The following is an 11,461-nucleotide window of genomic DNA, read 5'->3' as shown; positions in this document are numbered from 1 at the left end:
ACTCGGACTGGTCTCGATACTGGATACGATCAACCGGCTTAGCCGCATAGCCTGAACCGCCGTGTACGGAACCGTACGCACGGTGGTGTGAGAGGACGGCGGGTGTGAACCCGCCTCCTACTCGATTGTCTGGAGATGCGAGTTGTAGTCTATGTCTCAAGCTGGTGTAGGGAACTTCTTTCAGGCGTGTTCACGCCTTGTGTACGGTTGTAGGGCCGCCTAGCGTGACGTGCTTTCTCCAGAGGAAGCACGCCCATGAAGTACCGATTTGCGCTTGCCATCCCCTGCCTGATGGCCAGTTTCCATGCCTGCGCTCTGCAGGACTGTAGCGGCCTGCGCCCGCAGGAAGTCGTTCACTGCCACATCGGCGATGTGCGGCAGAAGCCTCTGGAGGCCGTGCTGCTCGAACAGGCCTCTGAACCTGGCTACGATTTCCGTCGCTTGCAGATGGTTTCGCAGGTGTGGGACCCAGTGCCGGTGGTTGAACCGCGTCGCTGGGAGCACGACGTCGAGCTGCATGTGCCGCGCAATGCAGTGCCCGGCAAAGCCTTGCTGGTGGTGAACAACGGCGTGCGGCACGGGCCGGCGCAGAGCCCGGACTATACCCGTGAAGCATTGCGCGAAGTGGCTCTCAAGTCGCAGACGGCCGTGGTCATGATCAGCGATGCGCCCAACCAGTACGTGACCTTCAGTGATGTCGAGAAGCCCCTGAGCGAGGATGACGCCGTGGCGCATACCTGGGCACATTCGCTGCGCGGTGCCGCGCCGGAACTACCCCTGCATGTGCCGATGGCTGCGGCGGCGAGCCGGGCGATGGACCTGGCCGAACTGGAACTGGGTAAGCAAGGGCTCACGGTGGACAGTTTCATCATCACAGGTGCCTCCAAGCGTGGCTGGAGCGCGTGGCTCACGGCGCTGGCCGATGAGCGGGTGATCGCCATCGTGCCTGCCGTAATCGACGTGGCGGACACCTCGGACATGCTGGCTGGATTGCGCAAGCGCTATGGCGGTCACTGGCCCTTGGCGCTGGGCTCCTACCAGCAGGCCGGTGTGCTGCAACAACTGGGCACCCCGGCATTCGAGCGGCTCATGGCGATGATGGACCCGATGCAGTACCTGAGCGAGGAGGGGCAGCGCCTGGCGATTCCCAAGTATCTGGTGTCTGCCAGCGGCGATGATTTCTTCGCGCCCGACCCCGTCACCGATTATCAGCAACGCCTGCCAGGCCAGACCAGCCTGAGAGTGTTGCCGAACTCGGACCACGGTGGGGTGCGTCAGCAGGTGGTCAGCACCTTGGTGCCGGCGGTGACACGCCTGCGCGATGGCAAAGCGCTGCCGAGCGTGCAGGTGTCAGAGGGCGGGCAACCTGGGCTGATGGCTGTCGACTTGTCCGAGCCGCCCGTGGAAGTGAGGGTATGGACGGCAAACAACAGCCAGGATCGCGATTTCCGCTATGCCTGCGCGGTTCGCTACCAGTCCGAGACGCTGGACCCTCAGCAACACTTCACCCTGCAACGCACGGCGCCAGCAACGGGGTGGCAGGCGCAGTTCGTCGAAGCGAAGTTCGCTGATGGCTTCATCGCCACCAGCCCGGTCAGGGTGCTGCCGCAGACATATCCCGCGCATCCGCCGACGGATCACGGCGGTGCTTGCCGCAGCTTCCCGGCAGAAAGCGCGTGAAGCGCTGGCTCAGTGCCGCATGCCCAGTTCGGCATCGTCCAGCAGGGCCTTGGCCAATGCACTGAGGTAGTGTGCGGCCCAGATCAGTTGCGGGTCGTTGTCCATGACGGCGGTAAGGGTCAGGTCGCGCACGCATCCCAGCAGTTCGGAGGCTTGGTCTCGGGCGTCCTGGCAGGGGATCCCTGCGCAGACCTGGAACAGGGGTTGTTTGTGCTCATCGCCCTGGTAGAAGCAGGTTTTGCCGGGGGTGGTCTGGTTGTTTTCGGTCATTGGTTTTTCACCCGGAGTGTTGTTGTGGATGGCACCGGCTTCGCCGGTTTCGCGGGCTCGCCCGCTCCCACAGGTACGGCGCAGGCCTCGGGCATTGCACAGTCCCTGTGGGGGCGGGCATGCCCGCGAAAAGGCGCGTGCTGCCGGCACGTTCCAAGGCGAGCGACAAGGCATCCGCCTGTCCCCAGGCCAACTGCATGGCCCGCAAGCCATTCACCAGCGTCTCCCGCGTGCGGTCATCCTCGATGCCGTCGAGGGCGCGGTGGCTGTGGTTGTAGGCGATCATCAGGTAATGGGTGATGTTGACCACGACGTGGTCGAGGGGGACGAGGTTTTCGCAGATGGCGTGGGTGAGGGTCGTGCCGTCTGGGAGGTCGAAGTGGTGGAGTGGGTCAGGGACTAGCTTTTTCATATCGGCTCCATGTCATTCATGTGCCACCCGTCCGTTTCCACACATTGGGGTGACAGCTGCACACGGGGTGGAAAACCAGGCACATGGAAAACCCGGTAGGCTCGGAAGCCTCCCGCGTACAGCTGTCATGACGACAGCCTCCATGTTGAATTGCCGAGGTTTCCACACCTCGATCGCTGAACTGTGCAGCGACCTGGAAAGCCTAGGGGGACAGCTTTCCAGTAACAATCAGACGCGAGTCGACAGGGTTTGTAGGGTATTTCGCGAGGGCTGATGTCGCCAGCCCAAACCTGTAGGAACTATCTGTATCAATAGTGGGAAATTTTCTTAGTGGAATAGATGCACAGCGTTGAGTTGCCTTGGGTCGGAGGTGTGAAGACTTGATTTTGGGCAAACTGGAAACCGATATTTCCAGTGTCGGTTACAGCATGTTTCTTTCTACTCAATTACTTACCAAGCTGTCTTTGGCAATAGCCGATGGCCTCAGTACGCTGCCTATTGGCAATTGATTGAGGCTGAAAATGAAGGGCAAGGGGTGGAAGGAACACTTGGCTCGTGGCCAGATCGAGGTCGCAGGCAGTTCGTGGAGTCTGCTTCATTTGCGTCCAATCTCACATCAGTTGAAGATCCCGGGCCTGGCTGATCGGGGCATGGGGGAAGTAGCACTGGCGGTCGAGTACTCAAGTCACTGCGTCAGCTAGGGTCCCAAGCAAGGTACTGAACTGGACTTCGAACAGATGGGGCACGATCACCTCTTGATCGATCATCGGGGAATTCGCCGTGCCTTCTGCCCTGGTCGTCACAAGCTGTCAGTTCAGTTGCCTTCGATTATTGCTTCGTTGCCTGAGCGACAGTGCCTATTTACTGGGCATAGCAACTGGTTGACCATCGAGGGTAATCAGTTCGGGTATCCGGAGGGCAGTCGATATGAGGTGTATTTCAACTTGCGTCGAGACTCGCCCCGTAGCCTGAAACTCCATGTGGAAAGTGCTTATGTGCGTGACCCTGGCCATCCTTCGAATCGGCCTACGGCGCTGAAGCGGCACGAGAAGATTAAAGGCTGGTTGCTGATGCTGAAGAAACTGAGAAATGAGCCGATTCGACGGCCTGTAAGGCGATAGCAACCTGTAAAAATACGAAACCCCCAATGAAGGGGGTCGTATCGCGGAGGCCCTTAGGGACTAATCCCATCAACCGGCACGGCCGGAACCAGATGGCGGCGTCTAGACACTTCCCGAAGGAAGCTCCGTGTACATCAAGACGGTTAAAAGTCTATTGGGTCTCAGATGGCTCGTCAACGTCCGGGTGCTTTCGGCTTGTAAGCACAATACCCCGGCCGCGGCCCGACCTTCGGGTGGTTCCGGCAGGTATCCGGGCGCTTGTCATAAATGGTGCACAGCCGGCTCTTACGGTCCAGGTACATGCAGTCATCGTTGCTCATCCGGGTCAGGGTGAAGATCCCCGACTTCTGGTTGAATCGCTCGATGATGCCTTCCTTTTGCAGGCGCTTGGCCACGTTCTTCGGGGGTTCGTCCTTTTCGAACTCGTCCACCACGCCGATGCGGATCAGGTCTTTGATCTTCACTTCCACAGGCAGGGTGCAGCAGGTCGAATGACAGCCCCCGCACATGTGGCTGGCATAGCGTTGCCAGGTTTCCAGGCGGTCGACTTCGGCTGCGGCAATCAGGGTCGTTTTCATCGTTATAAGGGGTGGATCACGGTCTTGGGGCGCGCGATGATACCGGAGTTGTTCAATTTGTGAACAACCTTTTGCCGGATTGGCCAAGCCGGCATGAAAACTGCGAACGGAGACTGTCACTCCCTGTCGAAGGGTCTAGTCTCAACACTCTCCCGCCACTTTCGCCAATTTGCCCGAGGATGCCACATGTCCCAGGAACCCAAAGCACGTGACGCCGAGGTGGCCGACTTTCGCGCCGCTGTACTGGACAAACTGACCTACGCGGTCGGCAAGGACCCGGAGCACGCCTTTGACCACGACTGGTTCGAGGCCATAGCCCTGGCTGCCCGTGATCACATGGTCGATCACTGGATGGATCACACCCGTCAGGCCTACCGGCGCAGCCAGAAAAGGGTCTATTACCTCTCTCTGGAATTTCTCATCGGGCGCCTGCTCTACGACAGCCTGAGCAACCTAGGCCTGCTGGACATCGCCCGTGATGCGCTGGAGGGGCTGGACGTGGACCTGGAGCGCATCCGCCTGCTGGAGCCGGACGCCGCGCTGGGCAACGGTGGCCTGGGCCGTCTGGCTGCCTGTTTCATGGAGAGCATGTCGACGCTGGGCATCGCCGCCCACGGTTACGGCATCCGCTATGAGCACGGGCTGTTCCGCCAGGCCATGGTCGACGGATGGCAGCAGGAACAGACCGAAAACTGGCTGGATTTCGGTAACCCTTGGGAGTTCGAGCGCGCCGAGGTGATCTACCCGATCAGCTTCGGCGGCAGCGTCGAAACGGTGCACGATACCCATGGCCAGCAGCGTCAGGTGTGGTCGCCGGGCGAGACGGTGCGGGCGGTCGCCTACGACACGCCGGTGGTCGGCTGGCGCGGTTCCAGCGTCAACACCTTGCGCCTCTGGCGCGCACGGGCGTTGGAAGAGCTGCACCTGGAGCGTTTCAATGCCGGTGACCACCTTGGCGCGGTGGCCGAAGTGGCTCGCGCCGAGAGCATCTCCCGCGTGCTGTACCCGGCCGACAGCACCGAAGCGGGGCAGGAATTGCGCCTGCGCCAGGAATACTTCTTCGTGTCGGCATCGCTGCAGGACCTGCTGCGACGCCATCTGAACATGCACAAGGACTTGCTCAACCTGCCGGATGCTGCGGCCATCCAGCTCAACGACACGCACCCGTCGATCGCCGTCGCCGAATTGATGCGGCTGTTGGTGGACCAGCATGAAATCCCGTGGGAGAAAGCCTGGGAGCTGACCGTCGGCACCCTGGCCTACACAAACCACACCCTGCTGCCCGAGGCGCTGGAGACGTGGCCGGTGGCCTTGATGGAGCGCATGCTGCCGCGGCACATGCAGATCATCTACCTGATCAATGCCTACCATATCGATGCCCTGCGCGCGAAGGGCCTGCATGACTTCGACGTGCTGCGGGCGGTGTCGCTGATCGAGGAAGACAACGGCCGCCGGGTGCGCATGGGCAACCTTGCGTTTCTGGGCTCGCACAGCGTCAACGGGGTATCGGCGCTGCACAGCAAACTGATGAAAAGCACGGTGTTCGCCGAGTTGCACAAGCTGTACCCCCAGCGGATCAACAACAAGACCAACGGCATTACCTTCCGCCGCTGGCTGTACCAGTCCAACCCGAAGTTGACGTCGATGCTGGTGGAAGCCCTGGGGCCAGAGTTGCTCGACGACCCGCAAGGGCGCCTGGCCAACCTGGTACCGTTCGCCGACAAGGGCGTCTTCCTCAAGCAGTTCGCCGAGCAGCGCCTGCACAGCAAGCGCGCGTTGGCCAGCATCATCCAGGACCGCGTGGGCGTCACGGTCAACCCAGAGGCGCTGTTCGATGTGCAGGTCAAGCGTATCCACGAGTACAAGCGCCAGCTGCTCAACCTGCTGCACACCGTAGCGCTGTACCAGGCCATTCGTAACGACCCGGGTGCCAACTGGGTGCCGCGGGTGAAGATCTTTGCCGGCAAGGCTGCGGCCAGCTACCACCAGGCCAAGCTGATCATCAAGCTGGCCAACGACATCGCCCGGGTGGTCAACAACGACCCCACCGTGCGCGGCCTGCTCAAGGTGGTGTTCCTGCCCAACTACAACGTCAGCCTGGCCGAGAGCATCATCCCGGCGGCGGACCTGTCGGAACAGATTTCCACGGCCGGCTACGAAGCGTCGGGCACCAGCAATATGAAGTTCGGCCTCAACGGTGCACTCACCATCGGTACCCTCGATGGCGCCAATGTGGAGATGTGCGAACAGGTGGGTGCCGACAACATGTTCATTTTCGGCCTGACCGCGCAGCAGGTGGAGGCGCGCAAGCGTGCCGGCGATTTTGGCGCCGTGGCCGCGATCGCCGCCTCCAACCGCTTGAACGATGTGCTGCAGGCGGTTCGCAGTGGCGTGTTCTCTCCAGATGACCCGTCACGCTATACCGGGCTGATCGACGGGCTGGTGGCTTACGACCGCTTCCTGGTCTGTGCCGACTTCGATGCCTACTGGGATGCCCAGCAGCGGGTGGAGGAGTTGTGGCATACGCCCCAGGAGTGGTGGCGGATGGCGGTGCTCAATACCGCACGGATGGGGTGGTTCTCTTCGGACCGGACCATTCGCGAGTATGCGACCGAGATCTGGAAGGTGCTGGATTGAGCCTGGGGGCCGCACAGCGGCCCCACCTGACCACTGGCCTGGCGAGCGCTGAACTACCGACCCGATGTGCCGTCTGACTGCCCAGGCGTGTCTCTTTACTCGCTAGCATTGAACTCTCCCTGTAAACTGCGAGGGTTTTTCTCCCCCATCCTTTCGGAGCCATACATGTCCCGCGTTACCTTGAGTCGCTATCTGATTGAGCAGACCCGCAGCAACAATACCCCTGCCGATCTGCGCTTCCTGATCGAAGTGGTGGCGCGTGCGTGCAAGGAAATCAGCCATCACGTGTCCAAGGGCGCCCTCGGCGGCGTGCTGGGCAGCATGGGCACTGAAAACGTACAGGGCGAAGTGCAGAAGAAGCTCGACGTTATTTCCAACGATATCCTGCTCGAGGCCAACGAGTGGGGTGGCCACCTGGCCGGCATGGCGTCCGAGGAAATGGACAACGCCTACCAGATCCCGGGCAGATACCCCAAAGGTGCCTACCTTCTGGTCTTCGACCCGCTGGACGGCTCGTCGAACATCGACGTCAACGTTTCGGTCGGTACCATCTTCTCGGTACTGCGTTGCCCCAATGAATACCTGAGCCAGAACGAAACCCTGAACGAAAACGCCTTCCTGCAGCCAGGTACCGAGCAGGTCGCCGCCGGTTATGCCATCTATGGCCCGCAGACCATGCTGATCCTGACCCTGGGCAACGGCGTCAAGGGCTTCACCCTGGACCGTGAGCTGGGCAGCTTCGTCCTGACCCACGAAAATATTCAGGTCCCGGCAACCACCGCCGAGTTCGCCATCAACATGTCCAACCAGCGCCACTGGGAAGCCCCGGTTCAGCGCTACGTGGGCGAACTGCTGGCCGGTGAGACCGGGCCGCTGAAAAAGAACTACAACATGCGCTGGATCGCCTCGATGGTGGCCGACGTGCACCGTATCCTGACCCGTGGCGGTCTGTTCATGTACCCGCGCGACGCCCGCGAGCCGAGCAAGCCGGGCAAGCTGCGCCTGATGTACGAAGCCAACCCGATGTCGTTCATCATCGAGCAGGCCGGCGGCGCCTCCACCAACGGTTACGAACGCATCCTCGACATCAAGCCAGAGAGCCTGCACCAGCGTGTATCGGTGATTCTCGGCTCGAAGGAAGAGGTCGAGCGCGTCACCGCCTATCACAAGGAGTAAATCATGCTCGCACCTTGGCAGCCGTTGCTGGAGTGGTGGTTCGGTTGGGGCTCCAGTCCCCAGGCCGTGGCTGACGAGAAGAGCACGCTGTGGTTCGGCAAGCATCATGATGCCGAAGCGCATGCGCTGTTTGGCGAGCTTGTCGAGCATGCCCTGGCGGGCGGGCTCGAGGAGTGGCAGCAAAGCCCGCAGGGGTGGCTCGGCCTGCTGCTACTGCTGGACCAGCTGCCGCGCATGATCTACCGCGACACGCCGCGTGCCTTCGAGGGCGACCGGCGTGCCCAGGTAGTGGCCCTGCAGGGGTTGCAGAAGGGCTGGGATTACCAGCTGTTGCCGATCCAGCGGGTATTCGTGCTGCTGGTGCTCGAGCATGCCGAGGTGCTGGACTGGCAGAACCTGTGCGTGGAACGTTACCAGATGCTGCTGGATGAGCAGCCCGAGGCCAACCGGCGGTTGTTCGAGGGGTTCCTGGATTATGCCGAGCAGCACCAGCGGGTGATTGCCCGGTTCGGGCGCTTCCCGCATCGCAATCTGCTGCTGGAGCGGCCAAGCACCAGTGAAGAGATGGACTTTTTGCTGGAGCCAGGCTCCAGGTTTTGAGTAACGAATGGGGCCGCAACGCGGCCCCCATTCGTTTCAGATCCTGAAACTACCCACCAGATGCTTCAACCGCTCGACCTGGTGTTCAAGGTCGGTGCAGGCACGCAACGTGCTCTGCAGGTTCTGCACCCCTTCCTGATTCAGCGTATTGATCTCGGTGATGTCGACATTGATCGACTCGACCACCGCCGTCTGCTCCTCGGTAGCGGTAGCCACTGACTGGTTCATGCCATCGATTTCGCCAATGCGCTGGGTCACGCTGCCCAGGCGCGCACCCGCCTGGTTGGCGATCCCGACGCTCTGGTCGCTGTGTTCACGGCTCTGGTTCATGGTGCTGACGGCCATCTGTGCACCGGCCTGCAATTCTTCGATCAGGCGCTGAACCTGCTGCGCCGACTCTTGGGTGCGGTGCGCCAGGTTGCGGACCTCGTCGGCGACCACGGCAAAACCTCGCCCAGCTTCACCGGCACGGGCTGCCTCGATCGCGGCATTGAGTGCCAGCAGGTTGGTCTGTTGGGAAATGCCGCTGATTACATCGAGAATCTGCCCAATGTTGGCGGTGTGGGCATTGAGCGTTTCAATGTTGCCGCATGAATCGCTGATGCGCGCCGACAGCTGGTTCATCACGTCGATGGTGCGCCCGACCACCTGCTGGCCGTCCTCGGCCAGGCCGCGTGCCTCACTGGAATGTTGCGAGGCCAGCGCTGCGTTCTGGGCGATCTCCTGGGCTGCGGCACCCAGCTGGTTGATGGCCGCGGCCACGCTGTTGGTGCGGCTGGACTGCTGGTCGGCGTTGCAGATCGAGGCATTCGAGGCACTCACTACCTGCGTGGCTACTGCATTGACCTGGCCAGTGGCCGAGGCCACTTCGCGGATCGACTCATGAATGCGCTCGACGAAACGGTTGAATGACTGGGCAAGGCTGCCGAACTCGTCCTGCGCGTGGATGGCCAGGCGCCGGGTCAGGTCGCCTTCGCCTTCGGCAATGTCATGCATGGCCCGGCCCATCAGGTGCAACGGCTCCATCAGCACGCGGATCAGCAGGCCGAGCAGGGCGATGATGACCAGTATCGCGATCATCGTCGCGACGATGGCCGAGGTTCGCAGCTCGCCGAGCATGGCGAAGGCCGCGTCCTGATCGACCACCAGCGCCACATACCAGTCCGCCGAGGGCACGCCGTCGACGTGGGTGAAGCTGATGAACTGCCTGCGTCCATCGAGCACCACTTCTTCAAGGCCGCTACTGATGTGCGGCGTGTTGTCCGGGTAGACATCCGCCAAGGTCTTGAGCGCCAGGTCGGCCTTGGGGTGGATCAGGATCTTGCCCTCGCCGTTGACGATGAAGGCGTGGCCGTGGCCATCGAAGTCGAGCGTGTTGATCAGGTTGCTGATGGTTTGCAGGTCGGTGTCCACGCCGCTGACGCCAATCAGCCGGCCCCCTTGCTGCACGGGAGCGGCCAGGGTGATGACCAGCTTGCCGGCAGAAGCCGAAATGTACGGTTCGGTCACGATGGTCTGGCTGCCTGCACTGGCTGCCTTGTACCAGCCGCGCGCACGAGGGTCGTAGTCGGCGGCGCGGTTGCCGGCCGGCACCGACAGCATGCTGCCGTCCTGGCCGCCGAAATAGGTGAGCTGAAAATTGCTGGCGTACACCGGCAGCGCCAGGCTTCTGTCGAGGCTGGTCTTGCCCGGGCCATCGACGGCAATCTGCTGGGCCAGCGAGGCCAGCAGCTGAACGCGGCTGTCGAGCCAGGTGCGGATGTTGCCTGCGGTGAGGCGGCCGAGGTCCTGCAGGTTGGCCTGGGTATCGCTGCGCAGGGACTGGCGTTGGCGGTAGTCGTTGAACAGCACGAAACAGGTAAAGGCGACGGCCACCACCAGGGCGGCGGCCAGCAGGATCTTGTGGCTGAACTTGAGATTCTTGGTCATTTTTTTGGGTCTGCACAAGGCAAGGCAAAGGAGTGCTGCGATCACGCGTCACAGCGTGCTCGCTGTGTCGACTCGCCATGGCAAAACATTAATCGTTTGCGCAGCGCCCGCCGACCAATGGTGTAGAACGAAAAGGGCATGGCAGGGAACCAGGGACCGTTTTTCCCGTCGAAGGTCCCTGCAGGCCTCTCGCCTGCGCCCACCATTCAGGAGTGTTCCTTCATGTCGTTGCGTTCCCTCGCCCTGTTGTCCCTGTGCGTCATCCTGACTGCGTGCAGCAAGATCAACCAGGAAAACTATTCCAAGCTCAAGGCCGGCATGAACAAGGCCGAGGTCGAGCAACTGCTCGGCACGCCCACCGAGTGCTCCGGCGCACTGGGCATGAGCAGCTGTACCTGGGGGGACGAAAAGAGCTTCATCAGCGTGCAATACGCGGCCGACAAGGTACTGATGTATTCAGGGCAGGGCCTCAAATGACGCGTCTGCACCTGCTGCTGGGGTTGTGCCTGGTGATGCTGTTGGGTGGCTGCGCCACGTCGGCCAATGACCCGCTGGCGCCCAAGACCGCCGGCAATGTCGACCTCAAGCGCTATCAAGGCAAATGGTACGAGCTGGCGCGCTTACCGATGCCGTACCAGAGCGAGTGCGCTCAGTCCGAAGCGCATTACAACCTCAAGCCTGACGGTTCGTACGGGGTGCTGAGCCGCTGCCGCACGATGGGTGACGAGTGGCTGCGCGCCGAGGGGCATGCCAACATCCAGCAGCCGGGGCATACCGACAGGCTGTGGGTGGAGTTCGACAACTGGTTCACCCGCCTGGTCCCTGGCCTGACCAAGGGGGAGTACTGGATCCTGTACGTGGACGACCACTACCGCTCGGCGATCGTCGGCAGCCCCGACCGCAGGTACCTGTGGATCCTGTCGCGTACACCGACGCTGCCGGCATGGGAGCGCGAGAGCCTGCTGGCCAAGGCCCGTCAGCAGGGCTACGACACCAGCCGGCTGATCTGGCGAATGGCGGACAAGCAGATCGTGCAGATGCATTGAGGGCATAGAGGC

General features: G+C 61.7%; 9 protein-coding genes and 2 pseudogenes. 6 read left to right on the top strand and 5 right to left on the bottom strand.

Translation table 11 applies throughout. The features are described from left to right. Positions 1–255 precede the first annotated feature (255 nt). Positions 256–1,680, top strand: a complete 1,425-nt coding sequence (locus JNA92_RS07600) for a PhoPQ-activated pathogenicity-related family protein (RefSeq protein WP_241804117.1) — start codon at positions 256–258, stop codon at positions 1,678–1,680. 9 nt (positions 1,681–1,689) lie between these two features. On the opposite strand, the gene JNA92_RS07595 is transcribed toward JNA92_RS07600, so the two are convergent. From JNA92_RS07595 to JNA92_RS07585, 3 genes and pseudogenes are all read right to left on the bottom strand, one after another. Next, on the bottom strand, positions 1,690–1,950 hold the full coding sequence (locus tag JNA92_RS07595; RefSeq protein WP_241804116.1) for a DUF3077 domain-containing protein: 261 nt from the start codon (positions 1,948–1,950) through the stop codon (positions 1,690–1,692). Positions 1,951–2,089: 139 nt separating this feature from the next. Further along, positions 2,090–2,362, bottom strand: a pseudogene (locus tag JNA92_RS07590) (hypothetical protein); the annotation flags it as partial. 1,294 nt (positions 2,363–3,656) lie between these two features. Continuing rightward, positions 3,657–4,061 carry a YkgJ family cysteine cluster protein gene (locus JNA92_RS07585; protein WP_241804115.1) on the bottom strand — a complete coding sequence of 135 codons (405 nt, stop codon included), beginning with the start codon at positions 4,059–4,061 and terminating at the stop codon, positions 3,657–3,659. A 186-nt stretch (positions 4,062–4,247) separates the two neighbouring features. Here JNA92_RS07585 and JNA92_RS07580 point away from each other — a divergent pair, with 186 nt between their 5' ends. The 3 genes from JNA92_RS07580 to JNA92_RS07570 all read left to right on the top strand — a co-directional run bounded on the left by JNA92_RS07580 (position 4,248) and on the right by JNA92_RS07570 (position 8,474). After that, positions 4,248–6,698, top strand: a complete 2,451-nt coding sequence (locus tag JNA92_RS07580) for a glycogen/starch/alpha-glucan phosphorylase (RefSeq protein WP_241804114.1) — start codon at positions 4,248–4,250, stop codon at positions 6,696–6,698. Positions 6,699–6,863: 165 nt separating this feature from the next. Beyond that, positions 6,864–7,874: a class 1 fructose-bisphosphatase gene (locus JNA92_RS07575; protein WP_012312365.1), complete on the top strand. Its 1,011-nt coding sequence runs from the start codon at positions 6,864–6,866 to the stop codon at positions 7,872–7,874. Positions 7,875–7,877: 3 nt separating this feature from the next. Then, positions 7,878–8,474, top strand: a complete 597-nt coding sequence (locus tag JNA92_RS07570) for a DUF924 family protein (RefSeq protein ID WP_241804113.1) — start codon at positions 7,878–7,880, stop codon at positions 8,472–8,474. A gap of 36 nt (positions 8,475–8,510) precedes the next feature. Here the strand turns inward: JNA92_RS07570 and JNA92_RS26055 are convergent, their stop codons facing one another. Both JNA92_RS26055 and JNA92_RS26050 read right to left on the bottom strand, forming a co-directional pair. Further along, on the bottom strand, positions 8,511–9,236 hold the full coding sequence (locus JNA92_RS26055) for a methyl-accepting chemotaxis protein (RefSeq protein WP_431312455.1): 726 nt from the start codon (positions 9,234–9,236) through the stop codon (positions 8,511–8,513). Positions 9,237–9,365: 129 nt separating this feature from the next. Then, positions 9,366–10,403, bottom strand: a pseudogene (locus JNA92_RS26050) (HAMP domain-containing protein); the annotation flags it as partial. Between the two features lie 222 nt (positions 10,404–10,625). Here JNA92_RS26050 and bamE point away from each other — a divergent pair. Together bamE and JNA92_RS07555 are read left to right on the top strand one after the other, a co-directional pair. Continuing rightward, positions 10,626–10,880 (top strand): outer membrane protein assembly factor BamE domain-containing protein, encoded by a 255-nt coding sequence (gene bamE / locus JNA92_RS07560; RefSeq protein ID WP_012312368.1) that lies wholly within the window; start codon positions 10,626–10,628, stop codon positions 10,878–10,880. Further along, complete coding sequence (locus JNA92_RS07555; RefSeq protein WP_241804111.1) at positions 10,877–11,449, top strand: lipocalin family protein; 573 nt, start codon at positions 10,877–10,879, stop codon at positions 11,447–11,449. Before bamE ends, JNA92_RS07555 begins: the two co-directional genes overlap by 4 nt. Positions 11,450–11,461 lie beyond the last annotated feature (12 nt).

The sequence above is a fragment of the Pseudomonas putida genome, assembly GCF_022627325.1.
Lineage (GTDB): Bacteria > Pseudomonadota > Gammaproteobacteria > Pseudomonadales > Pseudomonadaceae > Aquipseudomonas > Aquipseudomonas putida_X.
This window is presented reverse-complemented; position numbering and strand designations above follow the sequence as displayed.

Excerpts from the sequence above, each read along its gene's own strand:
- JNA92_RS07595 (WP_241804116.1), bottom strand. The coding sequence starts at position 1,950 with ATGACCGAAAACAACCAGACCACCCCCGGCAAAACCTGCTTCTACCAG.
- JNA92_RS07600 (WP_241804117.1), top strand. The coding sequence starts at position 256 with ATGAAGTACCGATTTGCGCTTGCCATCCCCTGCCTGATGGCCAGTTTC.
- JNA92_RS07580 (WP_241804114.1), top strand. The coding sequence starts at position 4,248 with ATGTCCCAGGAACCCAAAGCACGTGACGCCGAGGTGGCCGACTTTCGC.
- bamE (WP_012312368.1), top strand. The coding sequence starts at position 10,626 with ATGTCGTTGCGTTCCCTCGCCCTGTTGTCCCTGTGCGTCATCCTGACT.
- JNA92_RS07555 (WP_241804111.1), top strand. The coding sequence starts at position 10,877 with ATGACGCGTCTGCACCTGCTGCTGGGGTTGTGCCTGGTGATGCTGTTG.
- JNA92_RS07575 (WP_012312365.1), top strand. The coding sequence starts at position 6,864 with ATGTCCCGCGTTACCTTGAGTCGCTATCTGATTGAGCAGACCCGCAGC.
- JNA92_RS07585 (WP_241804115.1), bottom strand. The coding sequence starts at position 4,061 with ATGAAAACGACCCTGATTGCCGCAGCCGAAGTCGACCGCCTGGAAACC.
- JNA92_RS07570 (WP_241804113.1), top strand. The coding sequence starts at position 7,878 with ATGCTCGCACCTTGGCAGCCGTTGCTGGAGTGGTGGTTCGGTTGGGGC.